Annotated in this window: 16 protein-coding genes; 4 read left to right on the forward strand and 12 right to left on the reverse strand. The window is 63.4% G+C overall.

What is annotated here, in order from left to right:
* Nucleotides 1–22 precede the first annotated feature (22 nt).
* From M1E10_RS16800 to M1E10_RS16810, 3 genes are read right to left on the reverse strand one after another with little or no spacing between them, the layout of a single operon-like run.
* The gene (locus M1E10_RS16800) at nucleotides 23–919 is read right to left on the reverse strand and encodes a DMT family transporter (protein ID WP_499177212.1); all 897 of its coding nucleotides are present in this window, start codon (nucleotides 917–919) and stop codon (nucleotides 23–25) included.
* Nucleotides 920–958: 39 nt separating this feature from the next.
* The gene (locus tag M1E10_RS16805; RefSeq protein ID WP_499173958.1) at nucleotides 959–1,900 is read right to left on the reverse strand and encodes a pseudouridine-5'-phosphate glycosidase; all 942 of its coding nucleotides are present in this window, start codon (nucleotides 1,898–1,900) and stop codon (nucleotides 959–961) included.
* Nucleotides 1,901–1,924: 24 nt separating this feature from the next.
* Entirely contained in the window at nucleotides 1,925–2,869 is a 945-nt protein-coding gene (locus tag M1E10_RS16810) for a carbohydrate kinase family protein (RefSeq protein ID WP_499173959.1), read from the reverse strand.
* A 241-nt stretch (nucleotides 2,870–3,110) separates the two neighbouring features.
* Between M1E10_RS16810 and recA the strand changes: the two genes are divergently transcribed.
* The 4 genes from recA (at nucleotide 3,111) to M1E10_RS16830 (ending at nucleotide 8,766) form a co-directional block, all read left to right on the forward strand.
* Complete coding sequence (gene recA / locus M1E10_RS16815; RefSeq protein ID WP_499173960.1) at nucleotides 3,111–4,211, forward strand: recombinase RecA; 1,101 nt, start codon at nucleotides 3,111–3,113, stop codon at nucleotides 4,209–4,211.
* 153 nt (nucleotides 4,212–4,364) lie between these two features.
* Nucleotides 4,365–7,028: an alanine--tRNA ligase gene (gene alaS, locus M1E10_RS16820; RefSeq protein WP_499173961.1), complete on the forward strand. Its 2,664-nt coding sequence runs from the start codon at nucleotides 4,365–4,367 to the stop codon at nucleotides 7,026–7,028.
* 37 nt (nucleotides 7,029–7,065) lie between these two features.
* Complete coding sequence (gene ttcA, locus M1E10_RS16825; protein WP_499173962.1) at nucleotides 7,066–7,932, forward strand: tRNA 2-thiocytidine(32) synthetase TtcA; 867 nt, start codon at nucleotides 7,066–7,068, stop codon at nucleotides 7,930–7,932.
* Nucleotides 7,933–7,941: 9 nt separating this feature from the next.
* Nucleotides 7,942–8,766, forward strand: a complete 825-nt coding sequence (locus tag M1E10_RS16830) for an inositol monophosphatase family protein (protein WP_499173963.1) — start codon at nucleotides 7,942–7,944, stop codon at nucleotides 8,764–8,766.
* Between the two features lie 55 nt (nucleotides 8,767–8,821).
* On the opposite strand, the gene M1E10_RS16835 is transcribed toward M1E10_RS16830, so the two are convergent.
* The 9 genes from M1E10_RS16835 to M1E10_RS16875 all read right to left on the reverse strand — a co-directional run bounded on the left by M1E10_RS16835 (nucleotide 8,822) and on the right by M1E10_RS16875 (nucleotide 16,151).
* Entirely contained in the window at nucleotides 8,822–10,027 is a 1,206-nt protein-coding gene (locus tag M1E10_RS16835) for a multidrug effflux MFS transporter (RefSeq protein ID WP_499177213.1), read from the reverse strand.
* Between the two features lie 119 nt (nucleotides 10,028–10,146).
* Complete coding sequence (gene grxD / locus M1E10_RS16840; protein ID WP_029618281.1) at nucleotides 10,147–10,482, reverse strand: Grx4 family monothiol glutaredoxin; 336 nt, start codon at nucleotides 10,480–10,482, stop codon at nucleotides 10,147–10,149.
* Between the two features lie 151 nt (nucleotides 10,483–10,633).
* Nucleotides 10,634–10,867, reverse strand: a complete 234-nt coding sequence (locus M1E10_RS16845; protein ID WP_499173964.1) for a BolA family protein — start codon at nucleotides 10,865–10,867, stop codon at nucleotides 10,634–10,636.
* 60 nt (nucleotides 10,868–10,927) lie between these two features.
* Nucleotides 10,928–11,626, reverse strand: coding sequence for a hypothetical protein (locus M1E10_RS16850; RefSeq protein WP_499173965.1), 699 nt, complete (start codon nucleotides 11,624–11,626; stop codon nucleotides 10,928–10,930).
* A gap of 51 nt (nucleotides 11,627–11,677) precedes the next feature.
* On the reverse strand, nucleotides 11,678–13,885 hold the full coding sequence (gene purL / locus M1E10_RS16855) for a phosphoribosylformylglycinamidine synthase subunit PurL (RefSeq protein ID WP_499173966.1): 2,208 nt from the start codon (nucleotides 13,883–13,885) through the stop codon (nucleotides 11,678–11,680).
* A 111-nt stretch (nucleotides 13,886–13,996) separates the two neighbouring features.
* Complete coding sequence (locus M1E10_RS16860; RefSeq protein ID WP_499173967.1) at nucleotides 13,997–14,602, reverse strand: acyloxyacyl hydrolase; 606 nt, start codon at nucleotides 14,600–14,602, stop codon at nucleotides 13,997–13,999.
* 169 nt (nucleotides 14,603–14,771) lie between these two features.
* Complete coding sequence (locus tag M1E10_RS16865) at nucleotides 14,772–15,170, reverse strand: hypothetical protein (protein WP_499173968.1); 399 nt, start codon at nucleotides 15,168–15,170, stop codon at nucleotides 14,772–14,774.
* 55 nt (nucleotides 15,171–15,225) lie between these two features.
* Nucleotides 15,226–15,897, reverse strand: a complete 672-nt coding sequence (gene purQ, locus M1E10_RS16870) for a phosphoribosylformylglycinamidine synthase subunit PurQ (RefSeq protein WP_499173969.1) — start codon at nucleotides 15,895–15,897, stop codon at nucleotides 15,226–15,228.
* Complete coding sequence (locus tag M1E10_RS16875; protein WP_499173970.1) at nucleotides 15,894–16,151, reverse strand: hypothetical protein; 258 nt, start codon at nucleotides 16,149–16,151, stop codon at nucleotides 15,894–15,896. Before M1E10_RS16875 ends, purQ begins: the two co-directional genes overlap by 4 nt.
* Nucleotides 16,152–16,162 lie beyond the last annotated feature (11 nt).

A 16,162-nucleotide genomic window follows, 5' to 3' on the forward strand; every position in this document is an offset into this window, starting at 1 on the left:
GGGCGGCGATTGCTATAGATCTCTAGCCGCCGCGGCGGGCGACGAGAATTCCCGCAAGCACGATGGCGCCGCCGATCGCCTGCAGCGGACCGATGGCTTCCGCCAGAATGAACCAGGCGAGGATCGCCGCCACCACCGGCTGCAGCAAGAGCGTCAGCGACGAGAAGGCGGCCGGCAGGAAGGCCAGGGCATAGGTGATCGCCACCTGTCCGCCGGCATGGCTGATGAAGGCAAGGCCGAAGAGGATCGCCCAGCCGTAGAGGCTGGGGGGCAAGATATTGCCCTCGAAATAGAGCGCGAAGGGCAGGATCGCCGCAGCGGCCGTGGCCGTCGACCAGATCATGATCCGCACCGTGTCGAAGCGGCTGCGCAGCCGGCCGATCGCCAGGATGTAGCAGGCGTAGAAGACGGCGGCGAGCGTGGCGATGGCGTCGCCTGCAAGATTGCCGTCCCCCAGGGCAGCCGGGCCGCCCTTCAGCGTGATGACGCCGGCGATGGCAAGCCCGAGACCGAGGAGGAAGATCCGGGTCACTGCCGTCCGAAACAGCAGGAAGCCGATCAGCGTCACGAACACAGGCGCCAGATTGGCCAGAAGCGTGGCATTGGCGACCGATGTCATGTGCAGCGACAGGTGCCAGGCCACGAGATCGATGGCGAGCGCCAAGCCCGGCAGGACGAGCAGCGGCCAGTCGCGGCGGGTGATCGCCACCTTCGGGTCCACCTGGGGCCGCAGCAGGCTCCACAGCGACAAAGGGATCAGCGCCAGTGCCAGGCGCCAGAAGCCGGTGGAGATCGGCCCGACCTCCGACAGCCGCACGAAAATCGGCGAAGCGCCGATGGCGATGCCGCCGAGCACCAGGGCAGCAAGGGCTGTACGGTGCTCTGGCGCCCGCACGATGGTCTGAATGGCAGGCAAGATCTTACTCCGGAAAACCGACGAGGGTGAGCGGCGCGCGCGTTAGACCGCGAGCGCGACAGCGATCCCGGCCGCAAGTCGAGCATTGTTCTCCACCAGCGCAATATTCGTCTTCAGGCTGCGCCCGCCGGTCTGGTGGAAGATGTGGTCGAGCAGGAAGGGCGTGACGGCCTTTGCCGCCACATGCTGCTCGGCTGCCGCCTTGAGGGCGATCTGGATGTAGCCCTCCATCTCGTCCCGCGAAATCTCGTCCTCTGCCGGAACGGGATTGGCCACGAGAATGCCGCCGCGCACGCCGAGCGCCTGGCGGGCGGTCTCGAACCTGGCGATCTCCTTGGCCGAATCGACGGAGAGGGGGCTCGGCAGGCCGGAGACGCGCGACCAGAAGGCGGGAAAATCCGTCGATCCATAGGTCACCACCGGCACGCCGCGCGTCTCCAGGACCTCCAGCGTCTTGGGGATGTCGAGAATCGCCTTGGCGCCGGCGCAGACGACGATGACGTCCGTCTTGGCCAGTTCCTCGAGATCAGCGGAGATGTCGAAGCTCTCTTCGGCACCGCGGTGGACGCCGCCAATGCCGCCGGTCGCAAACACGCGGATGCCCGCGAGAGCCGCGGCAATCATCGTGGCGGCGACCGTGGTGGCGCCGGTGCGGCCGGTCGCCAAGGCAAAGGCGAAGTCGGCCCGGGAGAGCTTCATGACGTTCTTCGCCTGGGCAAGCTGCTCGAGTTCGTCCTCTTCCAGACCGACATGCAGCGTACCGTTCAGCACGGCGATCGTTGCCGGCACGGCGCCGCCATTGCGGATGATCGCCTCGACGCTGCGGGCCATCTCGATGTTGCCGGGATAGGGCATGCCATGGGTGATGATGGTCGATTCGAGCGCCACCAGCGGCAGGCCGGCGGCGCGGGCCTGTTCGACCTCGCGCGAGAAGACGATGGGCAGGGCAGAGGTGGCAGTCTGTGTCGTGACGGTCTGGGTCATGTCTGTCTCCGGAATGATCGCCTCTCAGAACACCTTTTGCGGCGCCCCGACAAGGGTCGTTTCATAGTCCAAGGCATCGGGCGTGAGGTCGGGCGCCACCGCATGCGGCGAGCGCAGCGTGATCCGCGACGCGGCGATGCCGGAGCGGATCGCCTCCGACAGCCCCTTGTGGCGCAGCAGCGCGTCGAGCGTCCCTGCCGCAAGAGCATCGCCGGCACCGGTGACATCGGCGGTATAGGTGAGCGGTGGCGGCGCCATAGTCAGGCTTTCGGTGGCGTCGTAGACCGACAGCTCGCGGCCACCGTCCGTCACCACGCCCGCCTTCAGCCCCTTGCGCCGCAGATGCTCCGGCCAGGTCGCGGCCGTGGCCGCCTGGGTGCCGCACAGGGCGGCAGCCTCTGCCGCGTTCATGAACAGATAGCCGAGGGCGCCGAGTGATGCGGAAAAGCGGATGACCTTGGCGGGGGAAATGGCGATGCCGGCAACCGGAACGCCGGCCCGGCTGGCCGCCGCGCAAAGCGCCGTCAGAGTCTCTGCCGGAAGGTTGGCGTCGCAGACGATCAGCTCCGCTTCTTCGATGGACTGTCGCAGCGCGCGCACCTGCAGGCGCCGCGGGCTGAACAGGCGGTAGAGATCCATGTCGGCGAGCGCCACGACGAGATTGCCGTCGCGTTCAAGGATCGCGGTATAGCTCGGTGTTGCCCGGTCGAGAAAGACGAAGGGACGATCGATGACGCCGGTGGCCTCCGCGGCAGCGGCGATCTTGTCCGCCGTCACGTCGCCGCCGCGCGGCGAGACCATGGTGACCTGATGGCCGAGCAGCGCGAGGTTGCGGGCGACGTTGAAGGCGCCGCCGCCGATCTCCTCGAACCAGGCGCCCGGATTGCTGGCCCCCATGGCGGTGTCACCGGAAATCCGCCCGCGGCGATCGAGATGGGCGCCACCGAGGACGAGAATGCGCCGGCTCATGGGGTTGCCTTTGCGGGCGTCATAGCGGGTCCGATTCGAAGCTTCTCGCCAAACACGAGGGGGAGATGATCAATGCTTTATCCACACCGGCAGAGGCGTGAACGGATTGCGAACTTGGCCCGGAAAACGAAGACAAATCAACTGAAGGACGACCTCTTGCACAATGAGAACAAAAAGGGTACATAATCTTTATCGGCTGCTTCGTTGCCTGCCGGGCGTCAATAACCTAAAGGTGGATCAGATGGCACAAAATTCGTTGCGGCTCGTAGAGGATAAAACAGTGGACAAGAGCAAGGCGCTGGACGCAGCACTTTCGCAGATCGAGAGATCCTTCGGCAAGGGCTCGATCATGAAGCTCGGCGCGAACGATAGCGTGGTTGAAGTCGAGACGGTCTCCACCGGCTCCCTCAGCCTCGACATCGCCCTGGGCATCGGCGGCCTGCCGAAGGGACGCATCATCGAGATTTACGGTCCGGAAAGCTCGGGCAAGACGACGCTGGCCCTGCAGACCATTGCCGAAGCCCAGAAGAAGGGCGGCATCTGCGCCTTCGTCGACGCCGAGCACGCGCTCGATCCGGTCTATGCCCGCAAGCTCGGCGTCGACCTCCAGAACCTTTTGATCTCGCAGCCCGACACCGGCGAGCAGGCGCTCGAGATCACCGATACGCTGGTGCGCTCCGGCGCCATCGACGTGCTGGTCATCGATTCGGTTGCGGCCCTGACGCCGCGCGCAGAAATCGAAGGCGAGATGGGCGACAGCCTGCCGGGCCTTCAGGCGCGCCTGATGAGCCAGGCGCTGCGCAAGCTGACCGCCTCGATCTCGCGTTCCAACACCATGGTCATCTTCATCAACCAGATCCGCATGAAGATCGGCGTCATGTTCGGTTCGCCGGAAACCACCACCGGCGGCAACGCGCTGAAGTTCTATGCCTCCGTTCGCCTCGACATCCGCCGCATCGGCGCTGTGAAGGAGCGCGAAGAGGTCGTCGGCAACCAGACGCGCGTCAAGGTCGTCAAGAACAAGATGGCGCCGCCCTTCAAGCAGGTCGAGTTCGACATCATGTACGGCGAAGGTGTCTCGAAGACCGGCGAACTGGTCGATCTTGGCGTCAAGGCAGGCATCGTCGAGAAGGCCGGTGCCTGGTTCTCCTACAACAGCCAGCGGCTCGGGCAGGGGCGTGAGAACGCCAAGACCTTCCTGCGTGACAACCCGGAGATGGCCCGCGAGATCGAGCTGTCACTGCGCCAGAACGCCGGCCTGATTGCCGACCGTTTTCTGCAGAACACCGGCCCGGATGCGGGTGATGGTGGCGATGACGCAGATGAGGCGGCCGAAAACTAGGGCCAGTCTCTCATCGTTTGCACGTTCTGGCCGGCCGCCATCTGGAAAGATGCGCGGCCGGTTCCGCGTTTGGCTGGACAGTCACCGGCACGGGCGATAAAAGCCAGTGGTTTTCAGTGACGGATCCGCATTCGGCGGAACAAAGGGCGTAGCATGAGCGGCGTGAATGACATCCGGTCGACCTTCCTCGACTACTATCGCAAGAACGGCCACGAGGTGGTGTCCTCGAGCCCTCTCGTGCCGCGCAACGACCCGACGCTGATGTTCACCAACGCCGGCATGGTGCAGTTCAAGAACGTCTTCACGGGCCTGGAAAGCCGCCCCTATTCCACCGCCACGACCTCGCAGAAATGCGTGCGCGCCGGCGGCAAGCACAACGATCTGGACAATGTCGGCTACACCGCCCGGCACCTGACCTTCTTCGAGATGCTCGGAAACTTCTCCTTCGGCGACTACTTCAAGGAACAGGCGATCGAATACGCCTGGGACCTCGTCACCAAGGGTTTCGACCTGCCCAAGCACCGTCTGCTTGTGACCGTCTATTCCGAGGACGAGGAAGCGGCCGACCTGTGGAAGAAGATCGCCGGCTTTTCCGACGACAGGATCATCCGCATCCCGACCTCCGACAACTTCTGGCAGATGGGCGACACCGGCCCCTGCGGCCCTTGCTCGGAAATCTTCATCGACCAGGGCGAGCATGTCTGGGGCGGACCGCCCGGCACGCCGGAAGAGGATGGCGACCGCTTCCTGGAGTTCTGGAACCTCGTCTTCATGCAGTTCGACCAGACGGCGCCGGGCGAGCGCACGCCGCTGCCGCGCCCGTCGATCGATACCGGCATGGGTCTGGAGCGCATGGCCTGCATCCTGCAGGGCGTTTCGAGCGTCTTCGAGACCGACCTGTTCAAGACGCTGATCGGCGCAACCGAAGAGGTTATCGGTGTGAAGGCGGAAGGCGACCAGGCGGCAAGCTTCCGCGTCATCGCCGACCATCTGCGCTCGTCCGCCTTCCTGATCGCCGACGGCGTGCTGCCCTCCAACGAAGGCCGCGGCTATGTGCTGCGTCGCATCATGCGCCGCGCCATGCGCCACATGCAGCTTCTCGGCGCCCGCGAGCCGCTGATGTACACGCTGCTGCCGACGCTGGTGCAGGAGATGGGCCGCGCCTATCCGGAACTCGTGCGCGCCGAGGCGCTGACGTCCGAAACGCTGAAGCTCGAGGAAACCCGCTTCCGCAAGACGCTGGACCGCGGCCTGACGCTGCTCTCCGACGCCACCGCCGATCTCTCCGAAGGCGATAGCCTCGACGGCGAGACCGCCTTCAAGCTCTACGACACCTATGGCTTCCCGCTCGACCTCACGCAGGACGCGCTGCGCGCCCGCAATATCGGCGTCGATCTCACCAGCTTCAATGATGCCATGCAGCGCCAGAAGGCCGAAGCCCGCTCCCATTGGGCCGGGTCCGGCGACACGGCGACGGAGACGATCTGGTTCGAGCTGCGCGAGAAGCACGGCGCCACCGAATTTCTCGGCTATGACACCGAATCGGCGGAAGGCGTGGTGCAGGCGCTCGTGCGCGACGGCGCCGTGGTCGATTCGGTCAGTGCCGGCGAGACGGTCCAGGTGGTCGTCAGCCAGACGCCGTTCTACGGCGAGTCGGGTGGCCAGATGGGCGACACCGGTGTGATCAGCACCGACCATGCCCGCCTCGAGGTGACCGACACCCAGAAGAAGGGCGAGGGCGTCTTCGTTCATATCGCCAAGGTCGTCTCCGGCACGTTGAAGACGAACGAACCGGTCGCACTGACGGTCGATCACGCCCGTCGCTCGCGCCTGCGCTCCAACCACTCCGCCACGCACCTGCTGCATGAGGCCCTGCGCGAGGTGCTGGGCACGCATGTCGCCCAGAAGGGCTCGCTGGTGGCGCCCGAACGCCTGCGCTTCGACATCTCGCACCCGAAGCCGCTGACGGTGGAGGAAATGCAGAGGGTCGAGGAGATGGCCAACGCCATCGTGCTGCAGAATGCCCCGGTGACGACGCGGCTTATGAGCGTCGACGATGCCATCGCGGAAGGTGCCATGGCGCTGTTCGGCGAAAAATACGGTGACGAGGTTCGCGTCGTGTCGATGGGCGTGTCCACGGATGGTGACAAGGCCGGCAAGGCCTATTCCATCGAACTCTGCGGCGGTACGCATGTGAATGCGACCGGTGACATCGGCCTCGTCCGGGTGCTCTCCGAAAGCGCCGTCGGCGCCGGCGTGCGTCGCGTCGAAGCGGTGACCGGAGCTGCCGCCCTTGCCTATCTGTCCGAACAGGACGAGCGGGTGAAGACGCTGGCCTCCACCCTCAAGGTGCAGCCGGCCGAGGTCGTATCGCGTGTCGAGGCGCTGATGGACGAGCGCCGCAAGCTGGAGCGCGAGCTTGGCGACGCCAAGCGGCGCCTTGCCATGGGCGGCGCCACCCAGGACGGCGGCGCGAGCGACATCCGCGAGGTCTCCGGCATCAAGTATCTCGGCAAGGTGCTGGAAGGCATAGACGCCAAGGACCTCAAGGGACTGGCCGACGACAGCAAGGCCACCCTCGGTTCCGGCATCGTCAGCCTCATCGGCGTCTCCGCCGACGGCAAGGCCAGTGCCGTCGTGGCCGTGACGCAGGACCTGACGGACCGCTTCAGCGCCGTCGACCTCGTGCGCATCGCCTCGCTGGCGCTCGGCGGCAAGGGTGGCGGTGGCCGTCCGGACATGGCGCAGGCCGGCGGACCGGATGGCACGAAGGCGCAGGCGGCCGTCGATGCCGTCGCAGAAGCGCTCGGCGCCTGATCAGGGGCGCGGACCGCCAGGAACGCTAGGAGATGGCATGGGACTGGTTGGCCCGATAGACGATACGCTGGATCTGGAAGGCGAGGGGCTGCGTCCCTCGCTCTTTGCCGATGCACCCCAGTCGGTCGCTTTCAACAAGCTGAGAAAGCGTCTGCTGCGGCAGGTCCGCCAGGCGCTCGACGACTTCCAGATGTTGAAGGACCAGAAGCGCTGGCTGATCGGTGTCTCCGGCGGCAAGGATTCCTATTCGCTGCTGGCCATCCTGATGGACCTGCAATGGCGGGGCCTGCTGCCGGTGGAACTGATCGCCTGCAACCTCGATCAGGGGCAGCCCAACTTCCCCAAGCACGTGCTGCCCGAATATCTCTCGTCGATCGGCATCAAGCACCGCATCGAATACCGCGACACCTATTCGATCGTGAAAGAAAAGGTGCCGGAGGGCGCCACCTATTGCGCGCTCTGTTCGCGGCTGCGGCGCGGCAATCTCTACCGTGTTGCCCGCGAGGAAGGTTGCGACGCGCTCGTGCTGGGCCACCATCGCGAGGACATCCTCGAGACCTTCTTCATGAACTTCTTCCACGGCGGTCGACTTGCCGCCATGCCGGCAAAGCTGCTCAACGACGAGGGCGACCTCTTCGTGCTGCGGCCACTCGCCTACTGCGCCGAGGACGACCTGGCGCGGTTTTCCACCGCCATGGCCTTCCCCATCATCCCCTGCGACCTCTGCGGCTCGCAGGACGGTCTCCAGCGCAATGCGATGAAGACCATGCTCGCCGACATCGAGACCCGCATGCCGGGCCGCAAGGAGGCGATGCTGCGCGCGCTTTCGCACGTCAACCCGTCGCATCTGCTCGACCCCGCCCTCTTCGATTTCTCCGGCCTTTCAGCCAACAACCGATCCTGAGTGCTCCACATGACCCTGCCGCTCGACGTCCTCAAGCTCGCCGATTGCCTGCGCCTGGCTGCAAAGGCGGAAGTGCTGCCACGGTTTCGCCGGCTCGGGGCGGGTGATGTCCGCTCCAAGAGCGAGCCGACGGACCTGGTGACGGAGGCGGACGAAGCGGCCGAGCGCTTCATCCGCAACGCGATGGAAGCAATCGCACCGGACGCCCTGTTCATCGGCGAGGAGTCGGTTGCGGCAGATCCTGACCTTCTGAGCAAGCTCGCATCGGCGGAATTGGCGGTGGTGGTGGATCCGATCGACGGAACCTTCAATTTCGCCTCAGGCATACCGGCCTTCGGCGTCATGGCATCCGTGGTCTGGAAGGGCGAGACGGTCGCCGGGATCATCTATGACCCGATGGGCGACGACTGGGTGATTGCCGAGAAGGGTGCAGGCGCCTACCTGCGGCGCCCGGACGGGGAGGCGATCCGCCTGTCGGTCGCCGGGCCGGCGCCGATCGGCTCCATGGTGGGCATGGCATCGGCCGGCTATTTCTACGGAGAGGTGCGCGAGCGGGTTCTTGCCAATCTCGCCAAGGTGCGCTTCGTCGCGAGCTATCGCTGCGCGGCCCACGAGTACCGGACCTTTGCCGGCGGTCACGTCCATTTTGCGATGTACAACAAGCTGATGCCCTGGGACCATCTGGCCGGCACCCTGATTGCACAGGAAGCCGGCGGCTATGTCGCCCGCTTCGACGGTTCAGCCTATCTCCCCCATCATGTGGAAGGCGGTCTTCTCGTTGCGACCGACGAGGAGAGCTGGAACATCCTGCGCCGGGAAATCCTCCAGCATTAGAACGAGAAGAAGCGGCCCGAGGGCCGCTTCTTTGTCTGTCGCTTCGCAGCAATCCTCAGACGGGAGGGTTCTGAGACCGGAACAGGCGACCGCGCTCCCCGATCAGCACGAAGATCAGACCGATGATGGAAACGGCGAAAAAGCCGGTGACCATCGGCAGCGCCGTGCCATTGAAGGCCTGCCCGATCATGGCGCCGATCAGAGCGCCGCCGAGCGTTCCCATGAAGCCGAGGACGGAGGATGCGGTTCCCGCCACATGGCCAAGCGGCTCCATGGCCAGCGAATTGAAGTTCGAGCCGATCCAGCCGAACTGAAACATGGCCAGCCCGAAGAAGGTCAGAAACAGCGGGAATGGCATGGGTTGCGGTCCGAAGTACTGCACGATCAGCCACAGGAAGGTGATCGCGATGAAGCCGAGCAGCGAGGCATGGGACAGGCGGCGCATTCCGAAACGGCCGACGAAGGTGGCATTCACGAAGGACGACACCGCCATCAGAGCGCCGATCGCCGCGAACGCCAGGGCAAACCAGGCGCCGAGCTCATAGATGCCGACGTAGACCTGTTGGGCCGAATTGATGAATCCGAACAGGGCGCCGAAGATAAACATGCTGGCGATCGCATAACAGAGCGCCAGACGGTTCGTCAGCACGATTCGGAAGCCGTCCAGAACCGACCGCAGGGTGAAGGGCCGGACATCCTCGGGCTTCAGCGTCTCGGGGATCCTGATGTACATCCAGATGCCGATGGCGATGGCGATGACCGCCATGAAGAGGAAGATCAGGTGCCAGTCGCCGAAGAACAGGATGACTTGGCCGGTGCCCGGTGCGATCACCGGGACGACCATGAAGACCATCATGATCAGCGACATGACTTCCGCCATCGCCCGGCCGCCATAGACGTCGCGGACGATCGAGATGGTAATGACGCGCATGGCGGCAGAGCCGATACCCTGGATGAAACGAAGCGCCAGCAGGCCTGCAAACGTTGGAACGGCGACGGCGGCGAGCGAGGCCAGCACGTAGACGACAAGACCGAAAAGCATCGGCTTCCTGCGGCCAAACCGGTCCGAAATCGGGCCGTAGGCGAGCTGCGCCAGGCCGAAGCCGAAGAGATAGGCGGAGACGACGAACTGCCGCTGATTTTCGTCTTCGACGCCAAGAGCCGCGCCAATCTGCTGCAGTCCCGGCAACATGATGTCGATGGCCAGCGCGTTCAGCGCCATCAGTGCCGCCATCAATGCAATGAATTCAACCTTGCCCATTCCGCCGAGGCGGGCGGCGGTGGCTTTTGAATGCTCGGTCACGATGAGTTTCCCAAAGAAATAAGAAGGCGCCGGAACGCGGCGCCTTTGAAATAAAAATCAGGTACGAAAGGTCTTCCTCAGGCCGCGCCGCGAACGGTGATGCCCTTCTCCGTCAGGTGGCTCTGCAGTTCGCCGGACTGGAACATCTCGCGGATGATGTCGCATCCGCCGACGAACTCGCCCTTGACGTAGAGCTGCGGTATGGTCGGCCAGTTGGAATAGTCCTTGATACCCTGGCGAATCTCCTGATCGGCGAGGACGTTGACGCCCTTGTAGTCGAGACCCAGGTAATCAAGGATCTGCACAACCTGGCCGGAGAAGCCACACTGCGGGAACTGCGGCGTACCCTTCATGAAGACCACGACATCGTTGGTTTTCACCTCGTTGTCGATGAATTCGTTGATTCCGCTCATGTCGATATCCTTATACATCCGGGTTCAAGGTCCAGATTACTAACCGCTTAGATAGCATGTGATCGCCGAATATCCAGCGCCGCGGCGCGTTTCGAGGATCAATTTCGCTGATGGTTTGACGGCGGCCGGAGCAGGCGCTTTCGATTTCGGGCTATTCGGGCGCCGAAGTTTGAAGCGCCAGAGCGTGCAGCACACCGCCCATGTTGCCCTTGAGCGCCTCGTAGACCATCTGGTGCTGCTGCACCCGGCTCTTGCCCCGGAATGCTTCCGCAACGACCTCTGCTGCGTAGTGGTCGCCGTCGCCGGCAAGGTCGCGGATTGTCACCCTGGCGCCCGGTATGCCGGACTTGATCATGTCTTCAATGTCGCCGGGGCTCATGGGCATCGTGTCTTCCTTCTGTCAAACATATGTCTTTTGGTGCTGTTCGACATTGCCTCAAAGGCGTTATCTGGTCAAAGGGTCTGGCCGGACCCGGTGGGATGATCCACTATCCGGTGCCTGCCAGCGGTCTACCTCGACATAGACGCCATGCGGCACTGACGGCGCAAGCCAGAGCCAAGCCGCTCCTAGCAGCAACACTGCGTAGCCGCAAAGCTCCAGTGTCTCTTCCAGTACCACCAGGTGCAGTCCATCGGAGATCTGGCTTCCCGCGATCAACACGGCCACCAATGCAAGCGGCCATGACACGCGCGGGTGGATTGCCTTCAGCACCGTTCCCCGGGCAAGCAGCTCCACCACAAGCGTCGCGACAAGGATGAGAACCACGCCGATGGCAATCAGGGTGCCGTGGGTATCAGAGCTCATGCAGAAGTGCACGATGTCTCCCCGGCAAGCCGGCGTTTCACGAACGAAGCCAATGTAGCTGATCAAGGTCGTGACGAGCGCGGCATAGCGGCTGACACCGCCGCACCGAATGGCGGCAAAACAACCGATAACGACGGCGAACGCGAGAAGGATCGATTGAGCCATCTCATGCGCCGCATTTTCCGCGAATATTTCGGACCGTGACAGTCCCAACGCGCTGCTTGATACCGAGATCAACGCAGTGAGACCAAGAGCTAGCAGCAGGGCGTGCAGCCAGATCCGCTTATAATACCAACGCGGCCCATCGGAGGTGAGCCAAGCCAGCAGGAATTTCAACATGCCATTTTATCCTAGAGAGCCGAAAAAACGTGGCTCACTAGGGGGCAAATGCTACGACATAAAGGCAGGAAACCAACTTTCGCTGGCATTGACCAGATCAACGACGGCGATGCTGACGAGATCATCCACCAGGAGCCGATCGCCCCCGACGGATCCAAGCCGACGGAACGGCACGCCGGCACTTTCGGCACTGGCACCGAGAAAGTCGGCAAGATCGGTCGGCACTGCGATGATGTAACGGGCCTGGTCCTCGCCATAGAGCAGGGCATGCGCCGGTCCCCGCTGGTCGGAGAGGGTAACCGAGATACCCTTGGTGGCGGCCATCGCCATTTCCGCCAGCGCCAGTACCAGCCCGCCGGACGAAAGATCGTGGCAAGCCGTGACATGACCGTTGCGGATCATGCCGCGGACGAAATCGCCATGGCGGCGTTCGGCTGTGAGATCGACGTTAGGTGGAGGACCTTCACTGGAACCCAAGACGTCGCGCAGGTAGATCGACTGCCCCAGGTGGCTGCCGTCGACGCCGATCATGATCAGCTCGTCGCCATCCTGCATTCCGCCGATGCGCGCCATCTTCGACCAGTCAGGAAGCAGTCCAACGCCAGCGATTGTCGGTGTCGGCAGGATCGCCATGCCGTTGGTCTCGTTGTAGAGCGAGACATTTCCGGACACGATCGGGAAGTCGAGTGCCTTGCAGGCCTCCCCGATGCCCTGGATCGCGCCGACCAGCTGGCCCATGATTTCCGGCTTTTCAGGATTTCCGAAGTTCAGGTTGTCGGTCGCCGCCAGCGGTTCGGCACCTGTAGCGGTGATGTTGCGCCAGCATTCGGCAACCGCCTGCTTGCCGCCTTCGAAAGGATCAGCTTCCACATAGCGCGGCGTCACGTCGGACGAGAAGGCCAGCGCCTTGCTGCGGTGCCCTTCGACACGCACCACGCCCGCATCGCCGCCGGGGCGCTGCAGGGAGTTGCCCTGGATGATGGTGTCATATTGCTCCCAGACCCAGCGACGGCTGGACTGGTTGGGCGATCCGACGAGTGTCAGCAGCGCAGCGTTATAGTCCTCTGGCTCCGCCACATCCGATGCGGCAAGCGGGGCGCGGGGGACGGTTGCCACCCACGGACGGTCGTATTCAGGAGCCTCGTCGCCGAGCTCCTTGATCGGCAGATTGGCGACTTCCTCGCCCTGATGCAGCACGCGAAAACGCAGGTCGTCGGTCGTCTTGCCGACGATGGCGAAGTCGAGGCCCCATTTGACGAAGATGGCCTTGGCGACATCTTCCTTCGATGGCTCCAGCACCATGAGCATCCGCTCCTGGCTTTCCGACAGCATCATCTCATAGGCGGTCATCCGCTCCTCGCGGACGGGGACCTTGTCGAGATCGAGCTCGATGCCGAGATCGCCCTTGGCGCCCATTTCGACGGCCGAGCAGGTGAGGCCGGCCGCACCCATGTCCTGGATGGCGATCACCGCGCCGGTCTTCATCAGTTCGAGGCAGGCTTCCAGCAGGCATTTTTCGGTAAAGGGGTCGCCGACCTGCACCGTCGGACGCTTTTCCTCGATCGATTCGTCGAATTCGGCAGAGGCCATGGTCGCGCCGCCGACGCCGTCGCGGCCGGTCTTTGCCCCGAGATAGACCACCGGCAGTCCCACGCCCTTGGCCTCAGACAGGAAGATCCCATCGGATTTCGCCAGGCCCGCTGCAAATGCATTGACGAGGATATTGCCGTTGTAGCGCTCGTCGAATTCCACCTCGCCGCCGACGGTCGGCACGCCGAAGGAATTGCCGTAGCCACCCACACCGGCCACCACGCCGGAGACCAGATGCCTGGTCTTCGGATGATCCGGTGCGCCGAAGCGCAATGCATTCATCGCGGCGATCGGGCGGGCACCCATGGTGAAGACGTCGCGCAGGATGCCGCCGACGCCGGTCGCCGCACCCTGATAGGGCTCGATGTAAGAAGGGTGGTTGTGGCTTTCCATCTTGAACACAACGACGTCGCCATCATCGATGTCGACCACGCCGGCATTTTCGCCCGGGCCCTGGATGACGCGCGGGCCCGTCGTCGGCAGCGTCCGCAGCCAGCGTTTGGAAGACTTGTACGAGCAATGCTCGTTCCACATTGCCGAGAAGATGCCGAGCTCTGTAAAACTCGGTTCGCGCCCGATCAGGTCCAGGATACGCTGGTATTCTTCGGGCTTCAGGCCGTGCGAAGCAACGAGTTCGGGCGTGATCGCGATACGGTTCGGAATGTTCATGATCTACTCTGGCTGAGGGCGTCGTTTTTCGGTCTCTTTAGCCTAAGCAGGCCAAAGGTGCGACAGGAAAATTCCCGCCACGTCGGGTTCCGGCCGCCTCTTGTTCGAGCTCTAGAACTTGTATCCGACCATGACGCCGGCACGCGAGAGGCCGTTGTTGGGACCGTCGCAGAGGTTGGCATGGGAAGAATGCTCGATGTGGGCAATCACGCTCCACCTCTCGGTGACGTTCAAGCCGGCCGCGACATACTCGTGAAAGAGGGTGCGACAGCCAAGCTTAGGATGGTCGCCGACGTCATTGGCATCGAGATCACCGTCATGCACCGTTCCGCCGAAGCCGAGCTCCAGAAAGAACTGCTCAGTGAGGTGCGCCGTCCAGGACAATCCGGCGTAGACCTGATTGGCTTCATCCTCGGTGGCGACCGTGCCGCCGACATGGATGCGCGGGCGAAGAAGCCGGTCGAAGCCTTGAGCCTCCCTGTGCCCCCATGGGTCGAAGAGGAACATGCCCGTGATGAACTGGCCGTCTTCCTCGTTTACTCCGGAATTATCAACGGATGTGAGAACGCCGAACCGAACCTCGTCAAAGATGGTGCCTGGCTGCAGTAGCGGCGTGGCAGCTTCCGCCGGCAATGCCGGTGAGGCAGGATCTGCAGCGAACGAGGACGTGGAGAAGAACAAGAAGGAAATGACTGCTGCGGAAATAAAATGTCTCATGACCGTATAGAAGCCCCCTGTCCGGGCAAGCGGACACCTTATCGCGAACCCCGAGTCGCAACTATACTGAAACTAGGCTGACAGATCTGGGTCGTGCAATGGGCGTGGTTGACGTGGAGAATTACTACGCGTCGGCGTGACAAATCCACAACGTTTCTACGCAGGGAGATCAGCAGCCGGAGCCGCCGGACTGCCATTTCAGGACGTCGCGTCGGATCCGCTCGCCGGATGCGCCTGCCATCATCGGTCCGAAGGCATCCACCTTGGCGGGGCTGCCTTCTGCCTGAACGACAAGGGCTGGGCGCGATTCGGGGCTGTTGCGCGGGACCGCCAGAATGCGGGGGCGGCCGGAGAACGAATTGAGCTCAGGCGCAAGCCGGTAGGCCGCAAACATCGGGTCGCCCGATTTGAACCAGCAGGCATTCGCGCTCAGCGCCACGCGCTCCATCGTTGCCAGGGCGGTTCGGTTGGGGGCAGGAGCCGAAACCGGAGCGGATTGGCAAGCGGACAAAAGGGCTGCCGCTGCGGCAAGCCCCACGGGACCGCGGCTGATGCGAGTAAACGCCATTAAATGTTTCCTGGATGCTGTTCGCCGCACGTCCGGCGTCGCTTGCGGGTTGAGGTTAGGCGGCGATCACATCCAGCGCGGAGGCGAAAAGAGCACGCCCGTCAGTGCCGCCATGGGCAGCTTCGATGAGATTTTCCGGATGCGGCATCATGCCGAGGACGTTGCCTCTCGCATTGATGACGCCCGCGATGTCGCTGAGCGAGCCATTCGGATTTGTGCCGCCGGCATAGCGGAAGACGATCTGACGCTTGTCTTCCATGGTCGCAAGGGTGGCGTCGTCGACGAAGTAGTTGCCGTCATGGTGCGCGACCGGGCAGCGGATGACCTGGCCCTGCCCATAGGCGCGGGTGAAATCCGTATCGGCGTTGACCACTTCCAGCAGCACTTCCTTGCAGACGAAGCGCAGCGAGGTGTTGCGCATCAGGGCGCCCGGCAGAAGTCCCGCCTCCACCAGGATCTGAAAGCCGTTGCAGACACCCAGCACCTTGACGCCCTGTTCCGCCTTTTCGCGAATGGCCTGCATCACCGGCATCCGCGCGGCAATGGCGCCGCAGCGCAGATAGTCGCCGTAGGAGAAGCCGCCAGGAATGACAATCAGGTCGACATCGGGGATCTCGGTCTCCGTCTGCCAGACGGTGACGGGGGCCTGGCCGGAGATCTTGGTCAGGGCATCGACCATGTCGCGGTCGCGATTGAGGCCGGGAAGCTGGACAACGGCAGATTTCATGGGTGTGGCTCAAACCTTGATTGGGCTTCCTGGAGCTCCCGCAGCTCCAGTCGATTTTCGATACGGTCCAGGCGTGTTTCGTGCCTGGAGAGCGTCGTGTAGATGTTATGGATGTCCTGCTGGATGGCGATCATGGTGCCACGCAAGCTGTTGGTTTCGGCACGCAACTCACCGATGGAAGCATCGACCCTGTCGAATCGGACATTCAGCTTCTTCAGCAGTTCATACATCAGCTCGTTCGTCACTTCCGCCATCACCGGCTCCG

Source organism: Rhizobium sp. PK7-22, assembly GCF_056530405.1.

What these genes read in the sequence shown, in the direction of transcription:
- recA (WP_499173960.1), top strand. Translation starts at nt 3,111, where the DNA reads ATGGCACAAAATTCGTTGCGGCTCGTAGAGGATAAAACAGTGGACAAG.
- M1E10_RS16865 (WP_499173968.1), bottom strand. Translation starts at nt 15,170, where the DNA reads ATGGCGTTTACTCGCATCAGCCGCGGTCCCGTGGGGCTTGCCGCAGCG.
- M1E10_RS16805 (WP_499173958.1), bottom strand. Translation starts at nt 1,900, where the DNA reads ATGACCCAGACCGTCACGACACAGACTGCCACCTCTGCCCTGCCCATC.
- purL (WP_499173966.1), bottom strand. Translation starts at nt 13,885, where the DNA reads ATGAACATTCCGAACCGTATCGCGATCACGCCCGAACTCGTTGCTTCG.
- M1E10_RS16830 (WP_499173963.1), top strand. Translation starts at nt 7,942, where the DNA reads ATGACCCTGCCGCTCGACGTCCTCAAGCTCGCCGATTGCCTGCGCCTG.
- purQ (WP_499173969.1), bottom strand. Translation starts at nt 15,897, where the DNA reads ATGAAATCTGCCGTTGTCCAGCTTCCCGGCCTCAATCGCGACCGCGAC.
- M1E10_RS16845 (WP_499173964.1), bottom strand. Translation starts at nt 10,867, where the DNA reads ATGCCCATGAGCCCCGGCGACATTGAAGACATGATCAAGTCCGGCATA.
- M1E10_RS16810 (WP_499173959.1), bottom strand. Translation starts at nt 2,869, where the DNA reads ATGAGCCGGCGCATTCTCGTCCTCGGTGGCGCCCATCTCGATCGCCGC.
- ttcA (WP_499173962.1), top strand. Translation starts at nt 7,066, where the DNA reads ATGGGACTGGTTGGCCCGATAGACGATACGCTGGATCTGGAAGGCGAG.
- M1E10_RS16875 (WP_499173970.1), bottom strand. Translation starts at nt 16,151, where the DNA reads ATGGCGGAAGTGACGAACGAGCTGATGTATGAACTGCTGAAGAAGCTG.
- alaS (WP_499173961.1), top strand. Translation starts at nt 4,365, where the DNA reads ATGAGCGGCGTGAATGACATCCGGTCGACCTTCCTCGACTACTATCGC.
- M1E10_RS16850 (WP_499173965.1), bottom strand. Translation starts at nt 11,626, where the DNA reads ATGTTGAAATTCCTGCTGGCTTGGCTCACCTCCGATGGGCCGCGTTGG.
- M1E10_RS16835 (WP_499177213.1), bottom strand. Translation starts at nt 10,027, where the DNA reads ATGGGCAAGGTTGAATTCATTGCATTGATGGCGGCACTGATGGCGCTG.
- M1E10_RS16860 (WP_499173967.1), bottom strand. Translation starts at nt 14,602, where the DNA reads ATGAGACATTTTATTTCCGCAGCAGTCATTTCCTTCTTGTTCTTCTCC.
- grxD (WP_029618281.1), bottom strand. Translation starts at nt 10,482, where the DNA reads ATGAGCGGAATCAACGAATTCATCGACAACGAGGTGAAAACCAACGAT.